Source organism: Pseudoduganella plicata (assembly GCF_004421005.1).
GTDB lineage: Bacteria > Pseudomonadota > Gammaproteobacteria > Burkholderiales > Burkholderiaceae_D > Rugamonas > Rugamonas plicata.
This window is the reverse complement of record NZ_CP038026.1, coordinates 5,808,063-5,833,887: the sequence shown is the minus strand read 5'-3', so window position 1 is coordinate 5,833,887 and position 25,825 is coordinate 5,808,063. Positions and strand designations below refer to the sequence as shown.

Genomic DNA, 25,825 nt, shown 5'->3' with positions numbered 1-25,825 from the left:
GCTAACCGCAGGCCATCGGGGTCCGAACAGCAGGCTCCGGCCCCGCGCCCCCCCTGTCATCCACCGATCGACAACGCGCAACGCCGTCGAACCGTTGCCTGCGGCAACGCCCCCCGGAGCGCGATTGCCTACCGCTTCCCGGACGACCCCTCCGGTCGTGCCACTTCGTACAGTTGCACGGGCGTCGGGCGCGTCTTCACTTTGTCCTCCTGCACCTTCGCGCGGCTCTTGATCTGACGGGACATGCCTGCCGGCGGATTGTTTTTCGCTTCCTGGTAGGCCGCTTCGGACACGGCCCGCGCGTCATACACGGTGCGGATATTCTCGGGCGGCACGCCATGCTTGATGACGACCTCCTTCGAGCCTTTGGCAAAATTGCGCGCCGGCGTCCGGCTGTCGCCAAAGACTTCCGCCTGGTGATCCGGATTGGTCAGGTCATACACTTCGCGGTCGCGCGAGGGGTTGGTGAACGTGGCGACGCGGCCGCCCTCTTCCCTGCCCGCCCAGGCCGCGGCGGTCTTCATGCTGCGCGTGGCCGACACATAAGCCGACTTGACCTTCAGCTTGGATCCTTTCTCGACGTGCGTACGCGCCGAAATGTCGTCGTCGTGGGGAGACGGCGGCAGCAGACCGCGCTCGAACGGCCTCTCGTCGGGGCGCAGGGAACGGTACAGCGTCGTCGGGCTGCCGCTGTCGGACTCACCGGACGACTCGGGATGCCGCCCGCGGGTGCGCGGCGAACTCGTTTCAGGCACGGCTGCCCGCCCGGTTTCCAGCCCCAGCCGGCTCATGTGACGCTTGCTGTCGTTCCTGGCGCTGCTCGCCGAAGGACGTGTTCTCGACGAGCTCGATGCGCTCGGCTACTGACTTGGCGTGGCGGCGCGATGGGAACGATTGTCGTCCGACACACCGGACGGGTAAAGCGGCGCTGCGCCGTAAGAATTGACTGGGCTGGGCATTTATAACCTTTCATCCACATTAACGAAGTTTCATGCGCAGTGCCGCATCGGTTGGGCTGCGACGGACCACCGGCAGGTGAACAACAGTCCCGATACCGGGACCGCACAAGAATCGGCGACTACTCTGATGAGTCACACAGGGGTGGGGATGGTTCCAGCGATGTCCGAAAGACGAAGAGATCTACGACCAGCGATCTGCGATGGCTCGGCGGCGAACGTGCACCCGGCGCCCTCATTGCTGCGGCTGCAAGGGCACGCGAGCGCAGACCGTTTAGGGGCGCAGCGGCTCAACGCGATTCGGCGACGCTGGTAATCGCCCGCACCGGGGTTGCGCCGGCCCGAGCAGCTGTTGGCTGGCGCCAGGACGCGCCAAGGCGCGCCGCATCGACATCGGCGGTGGCCTTCGCGGCTGGGATAGTAGTGACCACGGCGATGATCATCGATCGCGGGAGTTTCGCCCGCACGAAGGCAATCCGATAATGGCGCCGGCTGCACCGAGAGGAGCGCTGTGGACTCTGTCACTCCAGCGCCGCCTGTGCCGTCCCGACCGGCTCACCCAGCCAAGGGGCAACAGCGCGATTACAAATGCAAGATTTCACTGGCCTGCCCAGCTGGGTTCGAACCAGCGACCCTCAGCTTAGAAGGCTGATGCTCTATCCAACTGAGCTATGGGCAGTGTGGTGGAGCGGTTGCTCCGGTGATGGTTGGCGGCCGCTAAGGCCTGCCCGGCTGAACGCGCGGCGATGGCGCTTCAGTTAAACGCTTCAGTTAAACAAAAGCCGGTTGTCAGAGACAACCGGCTTTCTGAAGGAGTGGTCGGAGTACAAGGATTCGAACCTTGGACCCCCTGGTCCCAAACCAGGTGCGCTACCGGGCTGCGCTACACTCCGATAAACGCATCATACCCGCTCGGAGGCTCCCGCGTCAAATCTATCGTCCTTGCCGGACCGGATGGGCGGCGGCGCGGACGTCTCAGGCTGCCAGCGGGATCTCGACCTTGTCGGCGATGCGGCGAGCGAGGCTTTGCGCGTGGGCGGCGTCCTTGGCTTCCACCATTACACGGATCAGCGGTTCCGTGCCGGAGGCGCGGATCAGTACGCGGCCCGTATCGCCCAGCTCGCGTTCGACGGCTTCCTTCTCGGCCACCATTGCGGGGTTCTTCTGCCAGTCGAAGCCGGCCGGCACGCGCACATTGATCAGCGTCTGCGGGAAGAGCTCCAGCTCGCCTGCGATCTGCGCCAGCGTCTTGTCGGCGCGCTTCAGCGCCGACAGCACCTGCAGCGCGGAGACGATGCCGTCGCCGGTCGTGTGCTTGTCCAGCGCCAGCAGGTGGCCACTGCCCTCGCCGCCCAGGATCCAGCCCTTCTCCTGCATCACCTCCAGCACATAGCGGTCGCCTACCTTGGCACGTGCGAAGCCGATGCCCTTTTCCTTGAACGCCACTTCCAGCGCCATATTCGTCATCAGAGTGCCTACGGCGCCCTTGACCTCGCCCGTTGCCAGGCGGTCCATGACCATCACGTACAGCAGCTCGTCGCCGTTGTACAGGCGGCCATTGGCATCGCACATGATGAGCCGGTCGGCGTCGCCGTCCAGGGCGATGCCCAGGTCGGCATCGTGGGCCAGCACGGCGGCCGCCATCGCTTTCGGTGCCGTAGCGCCGTGGCCGTCGTTGATGTTGAAGCCGTCCGGCTTATTGCCGATCGACACCACCTCGGCGCCCAGCTCGTGGAACACGTGCGGCGCAATGTTGTAGGCCGCACCGTGCGCGCTGTCCACAACGATCTTCAGGCCGCGCAGGTCCAGCTCGTTCGGGAACGTGCTCTTGCAGAATTCGATATAGCGGCCCTGCGCGTCTTCCAGGCGCTTGGCGCGGCCCAGCTTCTCGGACGAGACGCATGCCATCGGCAGGTCGATCTGCGCTTCGATGTCGAGCTCGACAGCGTCCGGCAGCTTCGTGCCCCGCTCGGAGAAGAACTTGATGCCGTTGTCCTGGAACGGGTTGTGCGACGCGGAGATCACGACGCCGGCCGACAGGCGCAGTGCGCGCGTCAGGTAAGCGATCGCCGGCGTCGGCATCGGGCCGGCAAGCATTACGTCCACGCCGGCCGCGGCAAAGCCGGCTTCCAGCGCCGCTTCCAGCATATAGCCGGAGATGCGCGTGTCCTTGCCAATCAGGACGGTTGGACGCGCCATGCCCGGCGTCGCCGTCTTTGCCAGCACCTTGCCGGCCGCGTAACCCAGGCGCATGACAAAATCAGGCGTGATCGGCGCCTCGCCGACCAGTCCACGGACACCATCGGTCCCGAAATATTTGCGTGCCATATTCTGCTCTCTTTACTCGTTAAGGAGATCCGCCGCGCTGCGGCAGCATCTCCGCTGTTTCATTGGACCGCTTGCCATACTTTCAGGGCATCGACCGTTTCCGCCACATCGTGCACCCGCACGATGCCAGCCCCATGCGCCACTGCGGCCAGCGCACCACCGATGCTGCCGGCCAGACGCTGCTCGACCGGTTTGCCGGTAACGGCGCCAATCATCGATTTGCGCGACACCCCCGCCAGCAGGGGCACTCCCAGCTCGGCTACGAGGCGGTCCCCGGCCCCGAGCAAAGCATAATTATGCTCGACGGTCTTGCCGAAGCCAAAGCCGGGATCGATCCACAGGCGACGACGGTCAATACCGGCAGCCGTCAGCGCGTCGATGCGCTCGCGCAGAAATGCGATGACGTCGGTCACCACATCGGTGTAGACAGGTTTATCCTGCATTGTTGATGGTTTGTCAAGCATATGCATGATGCACAGCGCACAATCGCTGTCGCGCACGGCCTCGATAGCGCCCGGCGCCCGAAACCCGTTGATGTCGTTGATCATGTCGACACCGGCCAGCACGGCTTCGCGCATCAGTTCGGGCTTGTACGTGTCCACGGACACGGCCTTGCCGCAATCGCGCAGCGCGTATAACACCGGCAACACACGGCGCAGTTCCTCCTCCACCGGCACCACGGCGGCGCCGGGACGCGTGGACTCGCCGCCCACATCGATAATGTCCACGCCGTCGCGGATCATCTGTTCCGCATGGGAGATCGCGTAGTCCAGCGCGGCGAACTGTCCGCCATCGGAAAACGAATCGGGGGTGACATTGAGGATGCCCATGACAAGGGCACGCCGGCGCGGGAAGTTGAAGCGGCCGAACTGAAAGTGAGACATGGTGTACTGGGCAACGGTAGTGGATAGGCGCCGGATGGCGACATTCAGACAACGGTTCAGTCAAGAAAAAAGGGCGAGGATCGCTCCTCACCCTTTCAGACCGAGCGCGCGACAGGCCTCAGGCAGGTGCCGTGACGTTCGGCGACGCGGTTGGACCGTCGTCGCTCGGCTTCTTGCGCAGCGTGACGCCGGCTTTGGGCGGACGCGGCTCGTGGCCAGCCATGATGTCGTTGATCTGGTCGGCGTCGATCGTTTCCCAGTCCAGCAGCGCCTTGGTCATCATTTCGACCTTGTCGCGATTTTCCTCCAGCAGCTTGCGCGCCAGGGCGTACTGCGTGTCCAGGATCAGGCGGATTTCCGAATCGACTTTCTGCTGCGTCGCTTCCGAGATCGTCTTGTTGCTGCCACCCAGGAAGCCTTCGTTCTGCTCGTCCTCATAGACCATCACGCCCAGCGAGTCGGACATGCCGAAGCGCGTCACCATCGAGCGGGCCAGCTTCGTGGCACGGGAAAAGTCGTTCGACGCGCCCGTGGACATCTGGCCGACGAAGATCTCCTCGGCGATACGGCCGCCGAACAGGATCGAAATCTCTTCCAGCATCTTGTCCTTGTAGCCGGAAATCTTGTCGTGCTCCGGCAGCTGCCACGTCAGGCCAAGGGCCCAGCCGCGCGGCATGATCGTGACCTTGTGGACGGGATCGGCCTTCGGCAACAGCTTGGCGACGACGGCGTGGCCGGACTCGTGGTACGCCGTGTTGCGGCGCTCTTCCTCGCGGATCACCATCGACTTGCGCTCCGGACCCATGAAGATCTTGTCCTTGGCATCCTCGAAGTCCTGCATGTCCACCAGACGCTTGCTGCGGCGCGCGGCGAACAGGGCGGCCTCGTTGACGAGGTTGGCCAGATCGGCGCCCGAGAAGCCCGGCGTACCGCGGGCCAGGATATCCGCCTTCACGTCCGTGCTGATTGGCACCTTCCGCATGTGCACGTTCAGGATCTGTTCGCGGCCGCGGATGTCCGGCAGGCCGACGGAGACCTGGCGGTCGAAACGCCCCGGACGCAGCAGCGCCTTGTCCAGCACGTCCGCACGGTTGGTGGCGGCGATGACGATGACGCCGGACGACGCTTCGAAGCCGTCCATTTCCACCAGCAGCTGGTTCAGCGTCTGTTCGCGTTCGTCGTTACCGCCGCCCATGCCGGCGCCGCGGTGACGGCCGACAGCGTCGATCTCGTCGATGAAGATAATGCACGGCGAATGTTTTTTCGCATTCTCGAACATGTCACGCACGCGGGACGCGCCCACGCCGACGAACATCTCGACGAAGTCGGAACCGGAGATGGAAAAGAACGGCACCTTCGCTTCGCCGGCAATGGCACGCGCCAGCAGCGTCTTGCCGGTACCCGGAGGACCGACCATCAGCACGCCGCGCGGAATGCGGCCACCCAGTTTCTGGAATTTGGTCGGATCGCGCAGGAAGTCGACGATTTCCGTAACTTCTTCCTTCGCCTCGTCGCAGCCGGCCACGTCGGCAAACGTGACCGTGTTATTCGTTTCGTCCAGCATGCGGGCTTTCGACTTGCCGAACGAGAATGCCCCGCCCTTGCCGCCGCCCTGCATCTGGCGCATGAAGAAGATCCAGACGCCGATCAGCAGCAGCATCGGGAACCACGAGACAAAGACCTGCTGCAGGAACGATGGCTCTTCCGGCGGACGCACGTCGAAACGGACGCCGTTCTCGCGGAGGTCGCCGATCAGGCCGCGGTCGAGGTAAGTCGACGTGGTACGCACGCGCGTATCGTCGGTCTTCGTTGCCGTAATGCTGTTGCCCTCGATAACGAGATCCTTGATGCGCTTCGCCTTGATCTCATCGAGCAGGTCGGAGTACGCGATGGTCTTGCTGCCGCCGGAGACGCTGTGGCTGTCAAACTGTTTGAACAGCATAAATAACAGCAGGGCGACAACAACCCAGATGGCGGATTTGGAAAACATGTTATTCACGAAAACTCCTTGGGTGCTCACGCACCTGTTACCTGTAGCAGAATTCCGATTTTACTCGCAATGCGCAGGCCATGCTACAAACCTGCCCAATGGGACGCCCGAAACGGGTCGTCCGCACCGTTTTCAACCGCCCGGCGCAAACGAATGACGCAAAGAAGCTCATCCATATATGCGTGGCCGTGCGAAATCGGCACAACATCCATACAACCGGCCCTGTTCCGGGCCGACCCCCTGCAACCTGCCCGGACCGAGACGGACATCGAAGGCACGGGACGCGGGTGGTCCGCATGGATGTGCGGGTGCCGGCTCCGATTACAAGAGCCGGCCACAACTTTTACCTGGTTTCCGGATGCGTTGCCGCGGGATTTTTCAATCCCCGGCCCAGCAGGAAGATTTCCGAGGATTTCACCCTGCTGGCCTTCGGCTTTTTCTGCGTGACCGTCTTGAATTCGGCACGGAACTTCTCGACGATCTGGGAGAATCCCATATCCTTGAAACATTTGACCAACAATGCGCCGCCTGGTTTCAGGTGCATTTGCGAGAACTCAATGGCCAGGTCGATCAGGTCTTCCATGCGCGCCGCGTCGGCCGATGCGATGCCAGACAGATTCGGCGCCATATCGGAGAGCACCAGGTCGCATTTGCGTCCCTGCAACACCTCGGCAAGCCGGCCCAGCACCTCCTCTTCGCGGAAATCGCCTTGCAGGAAATGCATGTCGGCAATGGGCTCCATCGGCAGGATGTCCAGGCCGATAATGGTCCCGTTGATGCCGCCGCCCTCCTTGCCGGCCAGCTTGCGCCGGGTGTACTGCCCCCAGCTGCCGGGCGTGCAGCCGAGGTCGACGATGACCTGTCCCGGCTTGATCAGTTTTTCGTCTTCGTCGATCTCCTTGAGCTTGTAAGCGGCGCGCGCGCGGTAGCCATCCTTCTGGGCTGCCTTCACATACGGATCGTTAATGTGGTCGTGCAACCAGTTTTTGTTTAATTTGTTCTTTGCCATTCGCGTAGAATACTGCTTTTAAAGAGAACCACTAGAAATTTATATGTTGAAACTGACACCCGTTGAGCGCAGCGCCCTGCGCGCAGAAGCCCACGCGCTCAAGCCTATCGTCCTCATTGGGGAAGCCGGCCTGACCGAAGCCGTCATGAAGGAAATCGATCTGGGCCTCGACTCCCATGGCCTGATCAAGGTGCGCGTCTTCGGCGACGACCGTGAAGCCCGCATCGAAATGTACGAACGCATTTCCGCGGAGCTGGAAGCGGCGCCGGTGCAGCACATCGGCAAACTGCTGGTGCTGTACCGCCCGAAAAAGGAAGCGGAAAAGGCCCGCGCCGCCAAGTCCGGCAAGGGCATGCGCATGGTCACCATCGTCAAACCCAGCGCCAGCGGCACCAAGAAGCCATCCGTCAGCAAGGTTATGCTGAAGGGCAACGAACGGGTCACCGAAGGCGGCACCATCAAGCGCGCCAAGAAGCGCCAGACCAGCCAGAAGAAATCGCTGGGCTAACTTCAGAAGCGGGCTTGGCCCGCTTTTTTGTTACCAAAATTCGGGGACAGCCCCCGATTTTGGCAACATTGCCTCAAACAGGGGGCTGTCCCGGGTTTTTACTGCTTCAGGATCAGCCAGCCCGCGAGAACGCTCTGCACCAGGTAGATGGTGCTCGAGATGCCGTGCAGCATGCCGAAGCGTTCCTTCCCTGCCGACTCCATCACCCCTCCCGGCCCTGCCGCCGCTTTCAGCTCCGCCATCATCGGCTGCAGGCCGAAATGACTGACAACCGTGCACAGCGCCATTGCGGCGATCAGCGCCAGCACCGTGCGGCGGCGCTGGCTGGTCCAGCCTTCCGTGCCGAAGCGCAGCAGCACCAGCAGCGCGCACGCGCAGCCCAGCGACAACAGCGCTTCCATATGGAACATACTGCCGGCGATCGTGCCGGCCAGGACGCGGTCGGACAGCGTTGCAAACAGCGTCGGCGCCACCAGGTAGCCGACCGTCCACAGGCTGCCGGCCCAGATCACGGCCACCAGCAGCCGCAGCTTGCCCAGCATCAGACGTAACGCACTTCGAGGATTTCGTACTCGCGCGGGCCGGACGGCGCCTGCACTTCGACGACGTCGCCGGCCGACTTGCCGATCAGCGCGCGGGCGATCGGCGACGTGACGGACACTTTATTGACCTTGATGTCCGCTTCGTCGGTGCCGACGATCTGGTAGCTGACCTTCTGGCCCGACTCCAGGTCTTCCAGGTCGACGGTGGCGCCGAAGACGACACGGCCGTCGGCATCCAGCGTGGCCGGATCGATGATCTGCGCGGAGGACAGCTTGCCTTCCAGCTCCGCGATGCGGCCTTCGACAAACGCCTGGCGCTCCTTGGCCGCGTCGTATTCCGCGTTTTCCGACAGGTCGCCGTGCGAACGCGCTTCGGCGATCGCATCGATGACAATGCGGCGTTCCTTAGTCTTCAGCTGGTGCAGCTCTTCTTTCAGCAGCTCGGCGCCGTACTTGGTCAGTGGAACAGAATTCATGTGTTGTCTCGTGGTGAATTGAAAAAAGCACAGAGCCCGGGCCAATGGCGCGGGCTCTGTTTTGGTCCTGCTGCCGGGCCCTGCGACCCGGCGAACTGCGTAAAGGCTTAGTGTAAGGTTTTATGCAGACCTTGTAAATCGTACACGCGCATCTCGTCCAGGTGACGGATGCCGGCCACCGCCGCTTCCGCGCCGGCGATCGTCGTGTAGGTCGTCACGCGCGCCGCCAGCGACGACGTGCGGATCGTACGCGAATCGACGATGGCGCTGCGCTTCTCTTCCACCGTATTGATGACCAGCGCAATCTCGTGGTTCTTGATCATGTCGACCACGTGCGGCCGGCCTTCGGCCACCTTGTTGACGGCCGTGACGGGAATGCCCGCCGCCGCGATCACGGCCGCCGTGCCTTTCGTCGCCACCAGCGAGAAGCCGGCATCGACCAGGTCGCGCGCCACCTTCACGGCGCGCGGCTTGTCGGAAGCCTTCACCGACAGGAACACCTTGCCCGATTTCGGCAGCTTCACGCCCGCGCCCAGCTGCGACTTGACGAACGCCTCGGCAAACGTCTGGCCCACGCCCATCACTTCACCCGTGGACTTCATTTCCGGTCCCAGGATCGTATCGACACCGGGGAACTTCACGAACGGGAACACGGCTTCCTTGACGCTGTAGTACGGCGGCACGACTTCCTGCGTGATGCCCTGCGAAGCCAGGGTCTGGCCGACCATGCACCGCGCGGCGATCTTGGCCAGCTGCAGGCCCGTCGCCTTCGACACGAACGGCACCGTGCGCGACGCGCGCGGGTTCACTTCCAGCACGAACACGACGTCTTTCTCGACACCGTCGAGCTCCTGTTTCTGGATGGCGAACTGCACGTTCATCAGGCCGACCACGTTCAGGCCCTTGGCCATCAGCGCCGTCTGGCGTTTCAGTTCGTCGATCGTGTCCTGTGCCAGCGAATACGGTGGCAGCGAGCACGCCGAGTCGCCCGAGTGGACGCCGGCCTGTTCGATGTGCTCCATCACGCCGCCGATGAACGTCGTTTCGCCGTCTGAGATGCAGTCCACGTCGCATTCGATGGCGTCGTTCAGGAAGCGATCCAGCAGCACCGGCGAGTCGTGCGATACCTTGACCGCCTCGCGCATGTAGCGCTCCAGGTCGCGCTGCTCGTGCACGATTTCCATCGCGCGGCCGCCCAGCACGTACGAAGGACGCACCACCAGCGGGTAGCCGATCTCCTGCGCCAGGCGCAGTGCTTCTTCCTCGGTACGGGCGGTACGGTTCGGCGGCTGACGCAGATTCAGGTCGTGCAGCAGCTTCTGGAAGCGCTCGCGGTCTTCGGCCGCGTCGATCATGTCCGGCGACGTGCCGACGATCGGCACGCCGTATTTTTCCAGGTCCAGCGCCAGCTTCAAAGGCGTCTGGCCGCCGTACTGCACGATCACGCCGACCGGCTTTTCCAGCTCGACGATTTCCAGCACGTCTTCCAAGGTCAGCGATTCGAAGTACAGGCGGTCGGACGTGTCGTAGTCGGTCGAGACGGTCTCGGGATTGCAGTTGACCATGATGGTCTCGTAGCCGTCTTCGCGCATCGCCAGCGCGGCGTGCACGCAGCAGTAGTCGAACTCGATGCCCTGGCCGATGCGGTTCGGACCGCCGCCCAGCACCATGATCTTCTTCCTGTCGGTCGGATTCGACTCGCACTCTTCGTCATACGTGGAGTACATGTAGGCCGTGTTCGTGGCGAATTCGGCGGCGCAGGTGTCCACGCGTTTGTAGACCGGGCGGATGCCCAGCTCGCGGCGGCGCGTGCGCACCTCAAGATCCGTCGTCTGCAGCAGGTAGGCCAGGCGGCGGTCCGAGAAGCCTTTCTGCTTCAGGCGGTACAGGGTGTTCTTGTCCAGGTTCTCCAGCTTCTGCGTGTCGAGCCAGAGTTCCAGGTCGACGATTTCCTTGATCTGCACCAGGAACCACGGATCGATCTTGGTCAGGTTGTGCACCTCTTCCAGCGTGAAGCCCTGGGCAAACGCGTCGCCCACGTACCAGATGCGCTCCGGACCCGGCTCGCCCAGTTCCTCTTCGATCTTCTCGCGGTCGACGGTCTTCTGGTTCATGCCGTCGACGCCCACTTCCAGGCCGCGCAGCGCTTTCTGGAACGATTCCTGGAACGTGCGGCCCATCGCCATCACTTCGCCGACGGACTTCATCTGAGTGGTCAGGTGATCGTCCGCGGTCGGGAATTTCTCGAACGCGAAACGGGGGATCTTCGTCACGACGTAGTCGATCGACGGCTCGAACGACGCCGGCGTGGCGCCGCCCGTGATCTCGTTGCGCAGCTCGTCGAGCGTGAAGCCGACGGCCAGCTTGGCCGCCACTTTCGCGATCGGGAAGCCGGTCGCCTTCGATGCCAGCGCGGACGAACGCGACACGCGCGGGTTCATCTCGATGACGATCATGCGGCCGTCCTTCGGGTTGATCGAGAACTGCACGTTCGAGCCGCCCGTGTCGACGCCGATCTCGCGCAGCACCGCCAGACTGGCGTTGCGCATGATCTGGTATTCCTTGTCCGTCAGGGTCTGCGCCGGGGCCACGGTGATCGAGTCGCCCGTGTGCACGCCCATCGGGTCCAGGTTCTCGATCGAGCAGATGATGATGCAGTTGTCCGCCTTGTCGCGCACCACTTCCATCTCGTACTCTTTCCAGCCCAGCAGCGACTCTTCGATCAGCAGCTCGGACGTGGGCGAGGCTTCCAGGCCGCGCTTGCAGATGGCTTCGAATTCCTCTTCGTTGTAGGCGATGCCGCCGCCGGAGCCGCCCATCGTGAACGACGGCCGGATGATCGTCGGGAAGCCCAGCTCGCGCTGCACCGCCCACGACTCTTCCATCGAATGCGCCACGCCGGACTTGGCCGAACCCAGGCCGATCTTCGTCATCGCGTCCTTGAACTTGGAGCGGTCCTCGGCCTTGTCGATCGCTTCCGGCGTCGCGCCGATCAGCTCCACATTGTACTTGTCAAGAATGCCGTGCCGGTGCAGGTCCAGCGCGCAGTTCAACGCCGTCTGGCCGCCCATCGTCGGCAGGATCGCGTCCGGACGCTCCTTGTCCAGGATGCGCTCGACGACCTGCCACGTGATCGGCTCGATGTACGTGACGTCGGCCATTTCCGGGTCCGTCATGATCGTGGCCGGATTGCTGTTGACGAGGATGACCTTGTAGCCTTCTTCACGCAGGGCCTTGCAGGCCTGGGCGCCGGAGTAGTCGAATTCGCAGGCCTGGCCGATCACGATCGGGCCGGAGCCGATAATCAGGATGCTTTTGATGTCTAAACGTTTTGGCATTTTTATTTCTTCTCCGCGGCTTCCATCATCGAGATGAAGCGGTCAAACAGGTACGAGACGTCGGTCGGGCCGGGCGAGGCTTCCGGGTGGCCCTGGAAGCAGAACGCGGGCGTGTCGGTGCGGGCAAAGCCCTGCAGCGAACCGTCGAACAGCGAGACGTGCGTCACGCGGCAGTTTTCCGGCAACGTCGCCGCATCGACGGCGAAGCCGTGGTTCTGCGACGTGATCAGCACCTGCTTCGAATCGAGGTCCTGTACCGGGTGGTTGGCGCCGTGGTGGCCGAACTTCATCTTCAGCGTCTTCGCGCCGGAAGCGAGCGCCATGATCTGGTGGCCCAGGCAGATGCCGAACGTGGGGATCTTCTTCGCCATCAGCTCGCGCGTGGCGGCGATCGCATAATCGCACGGCTCCGGATCGCCGGGACCGTTGGCGAGAAAAATGCCGTCCGGGTTCAGCGCCAGCGCATCGGCGGCCGTCGACTGTGCCGGCAGCACGGTGACCTTGCAGCCGCGCGCGGCCAGCATGCGCAGGATGTTGCGCTTGACGCCATAGTCGAAGGCAACGACGTGGAAGCGCGGGCTCTCCACCTTGCCGTAGCCCTCGCCCAGCTGCCATTCCGTTTCCGTGAACTCGTACGGCGCCTTCGTCGTCACGACCTTGGCCAGGTCCATGCCGGCCAGGCCGGGGAACGAACGCGCCAGCTCGACAGCCTGCGCGACGGACGGCTCGTTGCCCAGCGTGCCCGTCAGGATGGCGCCGCCCTGCGCGCCTTTTTCGCGCAGCAGGCGCGTCAGCTTGCGGGTGTCGATGCCGGCGATGGCGACAACGTTCTCGGCCTTCAGGTAATCGGACAGCGACTGGGTAGAGCGGAAGTTCGAAGCCAGCAGCGGCAGGTCACGAATGATGAGGCCGGCGGCGTGGACTTTGGCGGCTTCGACGTCCTCGGCATTGATGCCGTAGTTGCCGATGTGCGGGTAGGTCAGCGTGACGACCTGGCGCGAGTAGCTGGGGTCGGTCAGGATCTCCTGATAGCCGGTGATGGAAGTATTGAACACGACTTCGCCGGTCGTGTGGCCGGCGGCGCCGATCGAAACACCTTTGAAGATGGTTCCGTCAGCAAGGGCCAGGATGGCTGGAACGGATGGGCCTGAAAAAAACGGCGGCAAGGGCAACTCCTGAGAAAGTTACCGCAGCAGCGCCACGTCAGACGACCCGCATAAAAAATTAGCCGGGCGAAGCCAGGCTGGGGGTCAGATGATGATGGGATAGTAATGTAGGCGCTACGACGGATATGAATTGGCTAAACCTTTGAATTATAGCTCAAAATGCCAGGGCCGGCAATGCTGGATCCGCAGCGGAGCCTGCAAAGAAACCGGGGGTGGACGAGAATCGGGAGACGGCACCGTTCCCCGCCGCCTTGCGCGACGCAGGCACCCGGCCCCCGGGGGCGAATACTTATTTGCGACGGCGGCCCGCCACGCCGACCAGCGCCAGGCCAGCCAGCAACATCGCATAGGTGCCAGGCTCCGGCACTGGCAAGACCGTCGTACGGATCGTCAGCACGGCATCCGTGACGTTCATCGATGAGAACGACGGCAGGCCAGGCAGGAGGCCGTTGGGCGCAATGCCCTGTGCGCCCATCCACACCTCCGATTGCAGTTCCAGCGCGACCGTTTCCGCCCACGCCAGGTCCCAGAATGTCAGCGTCACCTGCTGCGAGCCGTTCAGGTTGTCGATCCGGCGCACGTCGGACTGCACGACCGAGCCTGCGTTGACCAGCTGCACGTCATTGCGCGTGTAATTCAGCGCTTCGCCGGGCGGATCGATGGGCGACTGCGCCTGCTGCAACTGGCCGCCAAACCGGATCTCGAGCGTGATCAGCGAAAGCGTATAGCCTTCCCTGACGCTGAGCTGATAGCCCGACGCATAGTTGCTGATCGTCTGCCGGAACGTGCCCTGGTCGTCGAACGCGGACCAGCCCGCGCCACCCTGGCTGTTGCGGTTGATCAGTTCGGTCAACGACAGCTGGAGCACGTCGGCACTGTTTGCCAGCACGCTGACGCGGTCTTCCGTAAAGCCGGGCAAGTTGTCCAGCACCACGCCCGCCGATTCGATATGGATGGGTTCCGCATGCGCGGCCGTACCGAATACCGCCATACCGAGCGCCAGCCCGGCCATCAATGCTTTCATGCATTCCTCCGTGGGTTAATGCCGGGCGCAACGCCCGCTTGCAGTTGAACTGAGCGGACTTCGATGGTTCCGGCTGATCCCGCTCAAGACCGGCCGTGTGAACCAGTGTAGCACCGGCGCCAGGCCCGCAGCGCCCATTACTCGACGTAGAACGCCGCTTCGGGCGCCGACGACCCGCTATCGGCGCGCGCCGTTGCGTGCTGCCGACACATGCGCACGCCAGGCACCTGCGACGGCAGTTCCCACCAGCAACATCAACCACGCCTGCGGCTCTGGCACGGGCGCGACCTCGATGCTGAGCACCAGGTCGCGTGCACCGATCTGTGCCGACGATCCCAGCCATGTCCCGGCGTCGGGCTGCCACGTGCTGGCAGCGTAGCTCGATGCGCTGGCCAGGAAACCGAGCACGACCGTCCCGTCCAGCGACGTCGGCCCCGTGCCGATCGACCAGCCCCGCTCGCCGTTCAGGCCCGCCGCGTCTGCGGGGGACGACCATACCGGTTCGCTGCCGGGTGCCCACGCAAGAAAGGCCACGCCGATATCGTTATCGGCGTGGCCAGCCAGCGCCCCGTGGAAGGTGCCCGTGACCGTCATGCCCGTGATCCGGTAGCCGTCCCGGACGGTGATGTCGTAGAAGTTCTGCCATGGCGTATCGGCCGTCGCCCATGCTTCGCCGGTCGAGTCGACGTCGCTGCGCAGGCCCTGTGCCAGCCCGTCCAGCGCGAAGGTGGCACGGGTGGCGGTGTCGCTCAGCAAGGTGATGTCCGCGTAGGGATAGGTAGGCACGGCACCTAAGGTGAACGCGTGCGTGTCGATGGCCGCCTGGACCGTACCGGCGGTCAGCAAAGATCCCGTCAGCACGGCGCGCGAAAGTAATGCTTGCATGGCTACTCCTGATCAAAAAGTGGAGCCATGCAGTCTAACCGCTGCCGGTGGGGCCGCGGCAGGCAGATTGCTCTGAATGCTAGCTTTTTTTACAAGCGAACAAATCAGCCCAGCGCGGCGATGCCGGCCTTGGCAATCTGCGCATCCTCGATCGACTTCACGCCGGACACGCCCACGGCGCCGATCGTGTGACCGTCGACAACGATATTGACGCCGCCTTCCAGCAGCCCTTCCACTTCCGGTGCGGACAGGAACGCCACACGGCCGTTATTGATGATCTCTTCGTAGACGCGCGACTCGCGCCGGCCCAGGGCCGAGGTTTTTGCCTTGGCCGGCGCGATGTACGACGTCAGCGGCGCGGCGCCGTCCAGGCGCTGCTGCCACAGCAGGTGGCCGCCGTCGTCGACGATGGCGATCGACACGGCCCAGTTGTTCGTCAGCGCTTCATGTTCCGCCGCGGCAGCGATTTTCTTGACATCAAGCAGGGTCAGGTACGGCTTCGATTGCATGGAATTCCTTTCAGGTGGTGATGGGGACTATTGCGCGGCTGCGGCAGGCGCTTCGCGGCGCGCCTTGAGCTTTTGCCTGATCTGCGCCATCGCGGCCAGCGTGGACTTCTCGCCCGCGCTCATTGCCCGCGCGCGGCCGGCGAAATCGTTGCTGGCCATCGTGCCCAGCGGTGGCTGGATGACGATGTCGGCGTCGCGCAACTCGTACTGGTTGATGCGCTGGCCCATGATGGAGAACGTCTGCATGATCACTTCCAGCGACGACACGGCGGCCTGCGCTTCCGTCTGCGTGGAGATATTGACGGCGATGATGAACTCCGCGCCCATCTCTTTGGCGAAACGCACGGGCACGGGCGCCACCAGGCCGCCATCCACATACGTACGGCTGCCGATGGTAACGGGCTGGAACACGCCCGGCACGGCCGAGCTGGCGCGCACGGCCATGCCCGTGTTCCCGCGTGTAAAGAGGATTGGCTGGCCCGTCTTCAGGTCCGCCGCGACGGCGCCGAAGGGCAGCTTCAGTTTCTCGATCGGCCGGTTCCTGACGGCCTTGTTGACGTAGCTTTGCAGCGCTTCGCCTTTGAGCACGCCGGACTTGGTACCGAACAGCGGCAGCGCCCAGTCGGAAATCGCTGCCTCGTCCATGTCGTAGGCCAGCCGCTGCAGGGTGGCGGCGTTGTTCCCGGCCGCGTACAGCGCACCCACGACGCTGCCGGCACTGGTGCCGACGACGATGTCGGGCACGATGCCGTTCGCTTCCAGCGCCTTGATGACGCCGATATGCGCAAAGCCCCGCGCCGCGCCGCCGCCCAGCGCCAGCCCGATCTTCACCTTGCGCGGCGCCACTGGCACCGGGACGACGTTGGCCGTGGAGTCGGCGAGGGCCGGCGGGATCACCGGCGGCAGTGCTGGCGCGGTCGCGGCGACCGGCGGCGTGCCCGGCGCAGTGGGGCTATTGGTGGCAGTGGTCGTGCAACCGGCCAGCAGGGCTGCGGCCAGCGCGCACGCGATAAGGCGTTTTAGGTACATGTACTCGATCGGCGGTGTGGGAAGACAGTGCCGCTGCACGCGGCCGCCGCGATTGTAACATCGGGGTCGGGCCCATCCCCCGCGGGGGAGGCAAGGCTGAGTGGATCGAGGCGAATCAGGCGGCGTGGGCGGCCAGCTGCGCGGGCGAAGCCGTCAGCGACTTCGGCAGGTTGACGGTAAAGGTACTGCCTTTGCCCGGCTCGGATTCGATCGTCAGGGTGCCGCTGTGCCGCAGCAGCACGTGCTTGACGATGGCCAGGCCCAGGCCCGTGCCCTGCGTCTCGCGCGAGCGGCTCTTGTCGACGCGGTAGAAGCGCTCCGTCAGCCGGCTGATGTGTTCGCGGCTGATGCCGATGCCGTTGTCCCGCACGACAAAGCGCACGCCGGAGGCCGTGTCTTCCCAGCGCAGGTCGATGCGCCCGCCGGCCGGCGTGTAGCGCACCGCATTGGCGGCGAGGTTGCCGAACGCGCTGTACAACTCGTCGCAGCTGCCCATGACGTCGCCGCCCTGCACGTCCAGCGTGATCTCGTGCTTGCCGGTCGACAGGGCCTGGGCGTCGCGCTGTACCCGCTGCAGCAGCTGGACGACGTCGACCCGCTCGGCGCGCATCGGATGATCCAGCGACTCCAGGCGCGACAGGGTCAGCATGTCCTCGATCAGGTGCTGCATGCGGTGGCCCTGCTCCATCATCAGTTTCAGGTGGGCCTGGCGGGTGTCCTTGTCGAGCTGTTCGGACGCGGCGATCTCCAGGAAGCCGACGATCACGGTCAGCGGCGTGCGCAGCTCGTGCGACGCGTTGGCGATGAAGTCGCGGCGCATCATGTCCGTGCGCTCCGTTTCCGTCACGTCGTGCGTGACGAGGATCTGGCGGCGGTTCTCGAACGGGATGATGTGGACGATCAGCTTGCGGCCGCGGAACGACAACGTCAGCGGCTGATCGTAGCGGCCCAGGATCAGGTAGTCCATGAAGTCCGGGCTGCGCACGAGGTTCGTCACCCGCATGCCCTTGTCGCGCTCCTGGCGCAGGCCCAGATGCTCTTCCGCGGCCGGGTTGCACCATTCAAGGAACAGTACGTCGTCCATGATGACGACGCCGTCCGGCAGCAGATGCATGGCCTGGCGGAAGCGGGCCAGCCATTCGGTCAATTCGGCCTTGTTCTTCTCGTCGTCCCGGCGCATGCGGTACAGGCGCGAGAACACGGGCGTCCATTCGCCCCAGCCGTCGGGCAGCTTGGCGCTGTGGGGATTGTCCAGCCAGCCGGACAGCTGGAACAGGTAATGAAGTTGCACCAGGGCCATCCCGAGCACCAGCAGCAGCGCGGTCCACAGTGCCGTCGTGGGGCCCAGCCACCACCACAACACGCCCACGCCGGCCGCGCCGAACGCCAGCCGCAGCGCCACCGGTACCCAGAACAGCAGTTTCGGGTTCATCTCGATCCTATGCTTTTTCCGACAGCATGTAGCCCACGCTGCGCACCGTCTTGATCAGGTGCTCCGCTTCCTTCAGCGCCTTCCTCAGCCGCAGCACGTGGACGTCCACCGTGCGCTCCTCGATCACGACGTGGTCGCCCCACACCTTGTCGAGCAGCTGGCTGCGCGAGAACACGCGCTCGGGATGCGCCAGGAAGAACTTGAGCAGCTTGTATTCCGCATGGCCGATGTCGATCTTGTTCTCGCCCATCGTGACCGTGCAGCTGACCGGATCGAGCGTGACGGGACCGGCGCGCATGGCCGAATCGGCGTGCTCCGGGCTCTTGCGGCGCAGCAGCGCGCGCGCCCGGGCCAGCAGTTCGCGCGGTGAAAACGGCTTCGTGATGTAGTCGTCGGCGCCGCTGTTCAGGCCCGCCAGCTTGTCCTCTTCCATGCTTTTCGCCGTCAGCATGATGACGGGAATATCGGCAAAGTGGCGGTCGCCGCGAATGCGCGCCAGCAGGCGCAGACCGCTCTGGTCCGGCAGCATCCAGTCCAGCAGGATCAGCTGCGGCTTGCGCTCGTGGATGAAGTCCCACGCCTCGGCGGTACTCTGCACCGCGCAGCAGTTCCAGCCTGCCTCGCGCAGCGAGAATGTCACCAGTTCGACAATGGCGGGTTCGTCTTCAACAATCAGTACGGTCGTTTTGTCGGATGCCATGCTATGTACTTAGATTTCCTTGGTCTCGGCGATGTCCGTGGCGACGCCGGCCGGCTTGCTGTGACGGATATCGCGCCCCTCGACCACGTAGATCACGTATTCGGCGATGTTCTTGGCGTGGTCGCCGATGCGCTCGATGGCCTTGGCCACCCACATCGTGTCCAGCGCAGCCGAAATTGTACGCGGATCTTCCATCATGAACGTAATCAGGTTGCGCATGATCGAGCGGAACTCGTGGTCGATCACCGCATCCTGGGCAATCAGCTGCAAGGCCTGATTGTGGTCGTTCCGGGCAAAGGCGTCGAGCGCATCGTGCAGCATGTCGCTGGTGGCCGTCGCGATCGTGCGCACCATTTCGTAATGGTTGACGGTGACGGCGCCGCGCGAATGCAGGCTCTTGGCCGTGCGGGCGATTTTGGTCGCTTCGTCGCCGATGCGTTCCAGGTCGGTGATGACCTTGATCGTCGCCATGATCGTGCGCAGGTCGTTGGCGGCCGGCTGGCGGCGCACGATCAGGTGGCTGCACTGGTCGTCCAGCTGCACTTCCAGCTGGTTGACGGCGTCGTCCTCGCGGATCACGCGCTCGGCCCGTTCCACGTTGCCGATCCTGAAGCACGTCATCGCGTCCAGGAACTGGGTTTCGACCATGCCGCCCATCAGCAGCACCTTGGAGCGGATCGCTTCCAGGTCGTGGTCGTACTGTTTCGATGAATGTTCGCCCATCATGGCTGCTCTCCCGTTATTGTTCTCAGATCAGCCGAAGCGGCCGGTGATGTAATCCTGCGTTTCCTTGCGCGCCGGGTTCATGAAGATCTGGTCCGTCTCGCCGAACTCCACCAGCTCGCCCAGGTACATGTACGCCGTGTAGTCCGAGCAGCGCGCCGCCTGCTGCATATTGTGCGTGACGATGGCGATCGTGTAGTCCTGTTTCAGTTCGCTGATCAGCTCTTCCACTTTCGACGTGGAGATCGGGTCCAGCGCGGACGTCGGCTCGTCCAGCAGCAGCACGTCAGGCTTCACCGCGACGCCGCGGGCGATGCAAAGGCGCTGCTGCTGGCCGCCGGACAGCGACAGGCCGCTCTTGCCCAGCTTGTCCTTCACTTCCGTCCACAGGGCCGCTTTTTTCAGCGCCCACTCCACGCGCTCGTCCATCTCGCCTTTCGACAGGTCCTCGTACAGGCGCACGCCAAAGGCGATGTTGTCGTAGATGGACATGGGGAACGGCGTCGGCTTCTGGAATACCATGCCGACCTTGGCGCGCAGCATGTTCACGTCCTGGTCCGCTTCCAGGATATTGCGGCCGCGGTAGGCGATCGTGCCTTCGGCGCGCTGGCCCGGGTACAGGTCGTACATGCGGTTCAGCGTGCGCAGCAACGTGGACTTGCCGCAGCCGGACGGTCCGATGAAGGCCGTGACCTGCTTCTCGTGGATGTCCAGGTTGACGTTGGACAGGCTGCGGGTTTTCCCGTAGTAGAAATTCAGGCCCTTGATCTCGATGATCTTGCTGGCCGGACGGGATGTCGGGACGGCCGCGGGTGCCGCCTTGTTTACATTGATGTTCATATTCGGGCTCGATTCGGTGTGGTTCAGCATGGCCGGCTCCGGACTCAGTTCGGGATCTTCTGGGAGAACAGCGTGCGCGAAATGATGTTCAGCGCCAGCACGGAGAAGGTGACGAGCAGCGCGCCGGCCCAGGCCAGCTCGCGCCAGTTGTCGTACGGGCTCATCGCGAACTGGTAGATCACGTATGGCAGGTTGGCCATCGGCTTGTTCATGTCCACGCTGAAGAACTGGTTGTTCAGCGCCGTGAACAGCAGCGGTGCGGTTTCGCCCGAGACGCGGGCCACGGCCAGCAGCACGCCGGTGATGACGCCGGCCTTGACGGCGCGCAGGCGCACCATCATCGCGACCTTCCAGCGCGGCGCGCCAAGCGCGAACGCCGCTTCCAGCAGGCTGTTGGGCACGAGACGCAGCATGTTGTCGGTGGTACGGACTACGACCGGCACGGCAATCAGCGACAGCGCGATCGAACCGGCATAACCGGAGAAGTGATTGACGTTGGCGACGTACAGCGTGTAGACAAACAGGCCGATGACGATCGACGGTGCCGACAGCATGATGTCCGTCACGAAGCGGGTGACCTGCGCCAGCTTGTTCTCCTCGCCGTATTCGGCGAGATAGATGCCGGCCAGGATGCCGACCGGCGTCGAGACCAGCGTGGACAGGCCCACCATCATCAGGCTGCCGACGATGGCGTTCATCAGGCCGCCGCCTTCGCTGCCCGGGGCCGGCGTCGTCTGCGTGAACAGGGCCGGGGTCAGCGCCTGCACGCCGTTGATCAGGAGGGTGGCAAGAATCCACAGCAGCACGGCGATGCCGAGCGACATGGCGAACACCGACAGGGCGATGCCGACGCGGTGCCGCAGCAGGCGCTTGCGATAGACCTTGTTGACTGGAGTAGAGTGCATTATTTGACGCCTTCCTTGCGCGACATCCCGGCCAGCATCAGCTTGGCGGCGGACAGCACGATGAACGTGATGACGAAGAGGATCAGGGCCAGCGAGTACAGCGACGACACGTGCAGCGGCGTTGCGGCCTCGGCGAATTCGTTGGCCAGGGTGGAGGCAATCGAGTTGCCCGGCGCGAACAGCGAAGCGGACAGCTTGTTGGCGTTGCCGATGACGAAGGTCACGGCCATCGTTTCGCCCAGCGCGCGGCCCAGACCGAGCATGACGCCGCCGACGACGCCCGTCTTCGTGTACGGCAGCACGATCTTGCGCACCACTTCCCAGCGGGTGCAGCCCAGGCCATACGCGGACTCCTTCAGCACGGCGGGCACGATCTCGAACACGTCGCGCATCACCGACGAGATGAACGGGATGATCATCACGGCCAGGATCAGGCCAGCGGTGAGGATGCCGATGCCCATCGTCGGGCCGCGGAACAGTTCGCCGATAATCGGCAGCGCGCCGATGGTGGATTTGAGAAACGGCTGCACGTAGTCGCCGAACAACGGCGCGAACACGAACAGGCCCCACATGCCGTAGATGATCGACGGCACGCCGGCCAGCAGCTCGACGGCGGTGCCCAGCGGGCGGCGCAGCCACGGCGGGCAGATCTCCGTCAGGAACAGCGCGATGCCGAAGCTGACGGGGAAAGCGATGATCAGCGCGATCGCCGCGGTGGACAAGGTGCCGACGATGGCGATCAGGGCGCCATACTCGTCGTTGATGGGATCCCACTCGACGCGGGTAATGAAGCCGGGACCGAACGCTTTCAGGGCCGGCATGGCACCGATCATCAGGGAGATGATGATGCCGATCAGGACAAACAGCACCGACAGCGCGAACAGCATCGTCACCTTGTGGAAGATGAAATCCTGCACGCGCTGGCGGCGCATCACGGACAGCATGGCCTTGTGGGAGACGGTGTCGGCCACCGGCGGCTCCGTCACGGGGACGGTGGAAATTTCTGCGCTCATGGACATTTTCTTATGGGATTTGACAGCTAGCAGTGACTCTCGACAGGTGGCCCTGGCGCCGAGAGTCACTGCTAGCCCCCTCGGGCGAGGGGACTATCGGAGAATTAATACAGCGACTTGCCGGAAGCGTCCTTCAGGTTCTGCTTCCACGAAGCCTGCACCTGCTTGACGACCGTGTCAGGCATCGGCACGAAGTCCAGTTCGATGGCGGACTTGTCGCCGTTGGCGAAGGCCCAGTCGAAGAACTTGATGACTTCCTTGCCCTTGGCGGCGTCGGCCTGCTGCTTGTGCATCAGGATGTACGACACGCCCGTGATCGGCCAGGAAGCCTTGCCCGGCTGGTCGGTCAGCACGACGCCGAAGCCTGGCGTCTTGGTCCACTCGGCGTTGGCGGCGGCGGCCTTGAAGTTCTCGTCGTCCGGCTGCAGGAACACGCCATCCTTGTTCTTCAGCTGGGTATGCGACATCTTGTTCTTCTTGGCGTAGGCCCACTCGACGTAGCCGATGGCGCCCTTGATGCGCTGCACGTTGGCGGCCACGCCCTCGTTGCCCTTGCCGCCCACGCCGGTCGGCCATTTCACGGCCGCGTCGGCGCCGACTTTCGTCTTGAATTCGGCATTGGTCTTGGACAGGAAGTCCGTGAACAGGAACGACGTGCCGGAGCTGTCGGCGCGGTGCACGACGGTGATGTCTTCAGCCGGCAGCTTGACGCCAGGGTTCAGCGCGGCGATCGCCGGGTCGTTCCACTTGGTAATCTTGCCCAGGAAGATGTCGCCCACGACCTGGCCCGTCAGTTTCATCTGGCCGGGCGTAATGCCGTCCAGGTTGACGATGGTGACGACGCCGCCCATGATGGCAGGGAACTGCATCAGGCCCGCTTCGTCGAGCTCTTCCGCCTTCAAAGGCTTGTCCGACGCGCCGAAGTCGACGGTCTTGGCCTTGATCTGCTTGATGCCGGCGCCGGAACCGACGGAGGCGTAGTTCAGGCCATTGCCCGTGGCGGCCTTGTACGATTCAGCCCACTTGGCGTAAATCGGATATGGGAAGGTAGCACCGGCGCCGGTCATGTCCGCCGCGGCGACGGTCGTGAAGGCCATAGCTGCGGAAGCGCCTACGATCATGGAGGCCATCAACTGTTTCATACGCATATCAAAGTTCCTCTGGGAGGGGGTTGAGAATGCGACGGAGTTTAAAGACGCAATATGACAGCTTTATGACAGGAGCGGCGCTTCATGAAATATTTCGCAATTGAGGTGTCAAAGGGTCAAAACAGTTGCTTACTGATGAGCGGGAAACCCGCATTCCTCCGTTGTCATAATCTGTTGGCAGGAAGTCATCATCCTGTCATATTCGACCTCTACACTGTCATCGAGCCCACGCGCGTCCCGGTGGCGTTAAAATAGTTGTAGATATGAATAGAATAAGTGACAAGTCCATGAAGCCAGAAACTCGTGCGGAACTTGCCCGCCCGGCCCTATTCCTCGACCGCGAGCTGTCCCAGCTTGCCTTCAACCGCCGCGTTCTGGCCCAGGCGGAGGACCCCTCGATTCCCGTACTGGAGCGACTTCGCTACCTGTGCATCTGCAGCAGCAATCTGGACGAATTCTTCGAAGTGCGCGTGGCCAGCCTGCTGGCGGCTGCCAGCGTGGACGGCGTGCTGTCCGAGCACCCTGCCCTGACTGCCAACCTGAACCGCGTCAGCGCCGAGTGCCACGCGCTGGTGGCGCGCCAGTACGAGATATTGAATACGGAAGTGCTGCCGCTGCTCGAGCAGAACGGCGTGCACGTCGTCCGTCACAATCAGCGCACCGAGGCGCAGCGTGCCTGGGTCAAGGAATACTTCGAACGCGAGGTGCGTCCGCTGCTCACGCCGATCGGCCTCGATCCGGCTCACCCGTTCCCGCAAGTGGTCAACAAGAGCCTGAACTTCATTGTCGCGCTGTCCGGCAAGGACGCGTTCGGCCGCGGCACGGCCATTGCGATCATCAAGGCGCCGCGCGTGCTGCCCCGCATCATCCCGCTGCCGGCCGAGCTGTCGGACCGGCCCGGCGTGTCGTTCTGCCTGCTCTCTTCCATTATTCATGCACACGTGTCCGACCTGTTTGCCGGTCGCGAGGTGCTGGCGTATTCCCAGTTCCGCGTGACGCGCGATTCCGACCTGTGGGTGGACGAGGATGAGGTCAAGAATCTGCGCCAGGCGTTGAAGGGCGAGCTGGCAGGCCGCCAGTTCGGCCGCTCCGTGCGCCTGGAAGTGGCGAAGAACTGCCCGCCGGGCCTGTCCGAATTCCTGCTTGACCAGTTCGGCCTGGACAAGTCGCGCCTGTACCAGGTGGACGGCCCCGTCAACCTGGTGCGCCTGAACGAGATCGCCGACCATATGAAGAAGCCGGAGCTGCGCTTCCCGCCGTTCATGCCCGGTGTCCACAACAAGACCGTCAACAACGACATCTTCGCCACGCTGCGCCGGCACGACATGCTGCTGCACCATCCGTTCCAGTCGTTCCAGACGGTGATCGACTTCATCCGCAGCGCCGCGACGGACCCGTGCGTCGTCGCCATCAAGCAGACGGTCTATCGTACCGGCATGAACTCGGACCTGATGGAAGCGCTGATCCTGGCGGCCCGGCTGGGCAAGGAAGTCACGGTCGTCGTGGAACTGATGGCCCGCTTCGACGAGGAAGCCAATATCAACTGGGCCGACAAGCTGGAGCAGGCCGGCGCCCAGGTGGTGTACGGCGTCGTCGGACTGAAGACGCACGCGAAGATCGCCCTGGTGATCCGCCGCGAAGGTCCCGGCGACAGCGGCGTGCTGCGCTACTATGCCCACCTCGGCACGGGTAACTACCACCCGACGACCACCAAGTTCTATACGGACTTCGGCGTGCTGACGTCGAACGAGGAGATGGGCCGCGACGTCAACGAAGTGTTCATGCACCTGACCAGCCTGGCCAAGCCGCACAAGCTCAACCACATCTGGCTGGCGCCGTTCGCGCTGCAGGACCAGATCATCAAGGCGATCCGCAACGAGGCCAGGATCGCCAAGTCCGGCAAGCCGGCGCGCATCATCGTCAAGGTCAACGCGCTCGTGGACGAGTCCGTGATCCGCGCGCTGTACGCGGCGTCGCAGGACGGCGTGCGCATCGACCTGATCGTGCGCGGCGCGTGCACGTTGCGGCCCGGCGTCGAGGGGCTGTCGGAAAACATCAAGGTGCGTTCGATCATCGGCCGCTTCCTGGAACACAGCCGCATCTATTATTTCCGCAACGACCTGAAGCACGACGTCTACCTGGCCAGCGCGGACTGGATGAACCGCAACCTGTTCCGCCGCATCGAGGTGGCGTTCCCCGTGCTGGACCGGGCGCTTAAGCGGCGCGTCATGGCCGAGGGGCTGCATCCCTACCTGAAGGACAACCAGAACGCATGGGAACTCGATTCAAGCGGACACTACCAGCGCCGCAAACCGCGCGCCAAGCAGGAACCGTTCAGCGCGCAGCGCCACCTGATGCATAATCTCGGGACGGTGGCGGAGACGGCTCCGCCGCCCACGGCCTGAACGCACAAAAGGAGA

General features: G+C 63.7%; 22 protein-coding genes and 2 tRNA genes. 2 read left to right on the top strand and 22 right to left on the bottom strand.

The features are described from left to right. Window positions 1–128: 128 nt before the first annotated feature. The 7 genes from E1742_RS25725 to E1742_RS25695 all read right to left on the bottom strand — a co-directional run bounded on the left by E1742_RS25725 (window position 129) and on the right by E1742_RS25695 (window position 7,167). Window positions 129–791 carry a hypothetical protein gene (locus E1742_RS25725; protein ID WP_134387847.1) on the bottom strand — a complete coding sequence of 221 codons (663 nt, stop codon included), beginning with the start codon at window positions 789–791 and terminating at the stop codon, window positions 129–131. A 767-nt stretch (window positions 792–1,558) separates the two neighbouring features. Continuing rightward, window positions 1,559–1,635: transfer RNA gene (locus tag E1742_RS25720), tRNA-Arg, on the bottom strand. Window positions 1,636–1,772: 137 nt separating this feature from the next. Continuing rightward, window positions 1,773–1,849 (bottom strand) — tRNA-Pro (locus E1742_RS25715). 82 nt (window positions 1,850–1,931) lie between these two features. Continuing rightward, the gene (gene glmM, locus E1742_RS25710; protein WP_134387846.1) at window positions 1,932–3,284 is read right to left on the bottom strand and encodes a phosphoglucosamine mutase; all 1,353 of its coding nucleotides are present in this window, start codon (window positions 3,282–3,284) and stop codon (window positions 1,932–1,934) included. 59 nt (window positions 3,285–3,343) lie between these two features. Then, complete coding sequence (gene folP, locus E1742_RS25705; protein WP_134387845.1) at window positions 3,344–4,114, bottom strand: dihydropteroate synthase; 771 nt, start codon at window positions 4,112–4,114, stop codon at window positions 3,344–3,346. A gap of 172 nt (window positions 4,115–4,286) precedes the next feature. Next, the gene (gene ftsH / locus E1742_RS25700) at window positions 4,287–6,167 is read right to left on the bottom strand and encodes an ATP-dependent zinc metalloprotease FtsH (protein WP_134387844.1); all 1,881 of its coding nucleotides are present in this window, start codon (window positions 6,165–6,167) and stop codon (window positions 4,287–4,289) included. A gap of 334 nt (window positions 6,168–6,501) precedes the next feature. Continuing rightward, window positions 6,502–7,167, bottom strand: a complete 666-nt coding sequence (locus E1742_RS25695; protein WP_134387843.1) for an RlmE family RNA methyltransferase — start codon at window positions 7,165–7,167, stop codon at window positions 6,502–6,504. A 43-nt stretch (window positions 7,168–7,210) separates the two neighbouring features. On the opposite strand from E1742_RS25695, the gene yhbY reads away from it, so the two are divergent. After that, the gene (gene yhbY / locus E1742_RS25690; RefSeq protein ID WP_134387842.1) at window positions 7,211–7,675 is read left to right on the top strand and encodes a ribosome assembly RNA-binding protein YhbY; all 465 of its coding nucleotides are present in this window, start codon (window positions 7,211–7,213) and stop codon (window positions 7,673–7,675) included. Between the two features lie 98 nt (window positions 7,676–7,773). Here yhbY and E1742_RS25685 read toward each other — a convergent pair whose 3' ends face one another. The 15 genes from E1742_RS25685 to pstS all read right to left on the bottom strand — a co-directional run bounded on the left by E1742_RS25685 (window position 7,774) and on the right by pstS (window position 23,387). Next, window positions 7,774–8,217, bottom strand: coding sequence for a DUF4149 domain-containing protein (locus E1742_RS25685; protein ID WP_189568788.1), 444 nt, complete (start codon window positions 8,215–8,217; stop codon window positions 7,774–7,776). After that, the gene (gene greA / locus E1742_RS25680; RefSeq protein ID WP_134387840.1) at window positions 8,217–8,693 is read right to left on the bottom strand and encodes a transcription elongation factor GreA; all 477 of its coding nucleotides are present in this window, start codon (window positions 8,691–8,693) and stop codon (window positions 8,217–8,219) included. The genes E1742_RS25685 and greA overlap by 1 nt, the downstream gene beginning before the upstream one ends. Before the next feature lie 107 nt (window positions 8,694–8,800). After that, window positions 8,801–12,031: a carbamoyl-phosphate synthase large subunit gene (carB, locus tag E1742_RS25675; RefSeq protein ID WP_134387839.1), complete on the bottom strand. Its 3,231-nt coding sequence runs from the start codon at window positions 12,029–12,031 to the stop codon at window positions 8,801–8,803. A 2-nt stretch (window positions 12,032–12,033) separates the two neighbouring features. Beyond that, on the bottom strand, window positions 12,034–13,197 hold the full coding sequence (carA, locus tag E1742_RS25670) for a glutamine-hydrolyzing carbamoyl-phosphate synthase small subunit (protein WP_134387838.1): 1,164 nt from the start codon (window positions 13,195–13,197) through the stop codon (window positions 12,034–12,036). A 289-nt stretch (window positions 13,198–13,486) separates the two neighbouring features. Then, the gene (locus tag E1742_RS27005; protein WP_229466358.1) at window positions 13,487–14,221 is read right to left on the bottom strand and encodes a PEP-CTERM sorting domain-containing protein; all 735 of its coding nucleotides are present in this window, start codon (window positions 14,219–14,221) and stop codon (window positions 13,487–13,489) included. 177 nt (window positions 14,222–14,398) lie between these two features. Next, entirely contained in the window at window positions 14,399–15,106 is a 708-nt protein-coding gene (locus E1742_RS25660) for a PEP-CTERM sorting domain-containing protein (RefSeq protein ID WP_134387837.1), read from the bottom strand. Window positions 15,107–15,210: 104 nt separating this feature from the next. Further along, window positions 15,211–15,615 carry a GlcG/HbpS family heme-binding protein gene (locus E1742_RS25655; RefSeq protein WP_134387836.1) on the bottom strand — a complete coding sequence of 135 codons (405 nt, stop codon included), beginning with the start codon at window positions 15,613–15,615 and terminating at the stop codon, window positions 15,211–15,213. A 27-nt stretch (window positions 15,616–15,642) separates the two neighbouring features. Next, window positions 15,643–16,644: a patatin-like phospholipase family protein gene (locus E1742_RS25650; protein WP_134387835.1), complete on the bottom strand. Its 1,002-nt coding sequence runs from the start codon at window positions 16,642–16,644 to the stop codon at window positions 15,643–15,645. A 115-nt stretch (window positions 16,645–16,759) separates the two neighbouring features. Next, window positions 16,760–18,076, bottom strand: a complete 1,317-nt coding sequence (gene phoR, locus E1742_RS25645; protein WP_134387834.1) for a phosphate regulon sensor histidine kinase PhoR — start codon at window positions 18,074–18,076, stop codon at window positions 16,760–16,762. Window positions 18,077–18,083: 7 nt separating this feature from the next. Then, window positions 18,084–18,776 carry a phosphate regulon transcriptional regulator PhoB gene (gene phoB, locus E1742_RS25640; RefSeq protein WP_134387833.1) on the bottom strand — a complete coding sequence of 231 codons (693 nt, stop codon included), beginning with the start codon at window positions 18,774–18,776 and terminating at the stop codon, window positions 18,084–18,086. Between the two features lie 9 nt (window positions 18,777–18,785). Continuing rightward, window positions 18,786–19,502 carry a phosphate signaling complex protein PhoU gene (gene phoU / locus E1742_RS25635; RefSeq protein ID WP_134387832.1) on the bottom strand — a complete coding sequence of 239 codons (717 nt, stop codon included), beginning with the start codon at window positions 19,500–19,502 and terminating at the stop codon, window positions 18,786–18,788. 27 nt (window positions 19,503–19,529) lie between these two features. Continuing rightward, complete coding sequence (gene pstB, locus E1742_RS25630; RefSeq protein ID WP_229466887.1) at window positions 19,530–20,339, bottom strand: phosphate ABC transporter ATP-binding protein PstB; 810 nt, start codon at window positions 20,337–20,339, stop codon at window positions 19,530–19,532. Between the two features lie 44 nt (window positions 20,340–20,383). Beyond that, window positions 20,384–21,244, bottom strand: coding sequence for a phosphate ABC transporter permease PstA (gene pstA / locus E1742_RS25625; RefSeq protein WP_134387831.1), 861 nt, complete (start codon window positions 21,242–21,244; stop codon window positions 20,384–20,386). Then, window positions 21,244–22,188 (bottom strand): phosphate ABC transporter permease subunit PstC, encoded by a 945-nt coding sequence (gene pstC, locus E1742_RS25620; RefSeq protein WP_371860243.1) that lies wholly within the window; start codon window positions 22,186–22,188, stop codon window positions 21,244–21,246. The genes pstA and pstC overlap by 1 nt, the downstream gene beginning before the upstream one ends. A gap of 173 nt (window positions 22,189–22,361) precedes the next feature. Next, entirely contained in the window at window positions 22,362–23,387 is a 1,026-nt protein-coding gene (gene pstS / locus E1742_RS25615) for a phosphate ABC transporter substrate-binding protein PstS (RefSeq protein WP_371860185.1), read from the bottom strand. A gap of 305 nt (window positions 23,388–23,692) precedes the next feature. Here pstS and ppk1 point away from each other — a divergent pair, with 305 nt between their 5' ends. Beyond that, window positions 23,693–25,810, top strand: a complete 2,118-nt coding sequence (gene ppk1 / locus E1742_RS25610) for a polyphosphate kinase 1 (protein ID WP_134387828.1) — start codon at window positions 23,693–23,695, stop codon at window positions 25,808–25,810. Window positions 25,811–25,825: the final 15 nt, after the last annotated feature.

Coding starts and splice junctions, on each gene's coding strand:
- E1742_RS25725 (WP_134387847.1), bottom strand. CDS start 791: ATGAGCCGGCTGGGGCTGGAAACCGGGCGGGCAGCCGTGCCTGAAACG.
- glmM (WP_134387846.1), bottom strand. CDS start 3,284: ATGGCACGCAAATATTTCGGGACCGATGGTGTCCGTGGACTGGTCGGC.
- folP (WP_134387845.1), bottom strand. CDS start 4,114: ATGGGCATCCTCAATGTCACCCCCGATTCGTTTTCCGATGGCGGACAG.
- E1742_RS25695 (WP_134387843.1), bottom strand. CDS start 7,167: ATGGCAAAGAACAAATTAAACAAAAACTGGTTGCACGACCACATTAAC.
- yhbY (WP_134387842.1), top strand. CDS start 7,211: ATGTTGAAACTGACACCCGTTGAGCGCAGCGCCCTGCGCGCAGAAGCC.
- E1742_RS25685 (WP_189568788.1), bottom strand. CDS start 8,217: ATGCTGGGCAAGCTGCGGCTGCTGGTGGCCGTGATCTGGGCCGGCAGC.
- greA (WP_134387840.1), bottom strand. CDS start 8,693: ATGAATTCTGTTCCACTGACCAAGTACGGCGCCGAGCTGCTGAAAGAA.
- carB (WP_134387839.1), bottom strand. CDS start 12,031: ATGCCAAAACGTTTAGACATCAAAAGCATCCTGATTATCGGCTCCGGC.
- E1742_RS27005 (WP_229466358.1), bottom strand. CDS start 14,221: ATGAAAGCATTGATGGCCGGGCTGGCGCTCGGTATGGCGGTATTCGGT.
- E1742_RS25660 (WP_134387837.1), bottom strand. CDS start 15,106: ATGCAAGCATTACTTTCGCGCGCCGTGCTGACGGGATCTTTGCTGACC.
- E1742_RS25655 (WP_134387836.1), bottom strand. CDS start 15,615: ATGCAATCGAAGCCGTACCTGACCCTGCTTGATGTCAAGAAAATCGCT.
- E1742_RS25650 (WP_134387835.1), bottom strand. CDS start 16,644: ATGTACCTAAAACGCCTTATCGCGTGCGCGCTGGCCGCAGCCCTGCTG.
- phoR (WP_134387834.1), bottom strand. CDS start 18,076: ATGAACCCGAAACTGCTGTTCTGGGTACCGGTGGCGCTGCGGCTGGCG.
- phoB (WP_134387833.1), bottom strand. CDS start 18,776: ATGGCATCCGACAAAACGACCGTACTGATTGTTGAAGACGAACCCGCC.
- phoU (WP_134387832.1), bottom strand. CDS start 19,502: ATGATGGGCGAACATTCATCGAAACAGTACGACCACGACCTGGAAGCG.
- pstB (WP_229466887.1), bottom strand. CDS start 20,339: ATGAACATCAATGTAAACAAGGCGGCACCCGCGGCCGTCCCGACATCC.
- pstA (WP_134387831.1), bottom strand. CDS start 21,244: ATGCACTCTACTCCAGTCAACAAGGTCTATCGCAAGCGCCTGCTGCGG.
- pstC (WP_371860243.1), bottom strand. CDS start 22,188: ATGCTGTCCGTGATGCGCCGCCAGCGCGTGCAGGATTTCATCTTCCAC.
- pstS (WP_371860185.1), bottom strand. CDS start 23,387: ATGGCCTCCATGATCGTAGGCGCTTCCGCAGCTATGGCCTTCACGACC.
- ppk1 (WP_134387828.1), top strand. CDS start 23,693: ATGAAGCCAGAAACTCGTGCGGAACTTGCCCGCCCGGCCCTATTCCTC.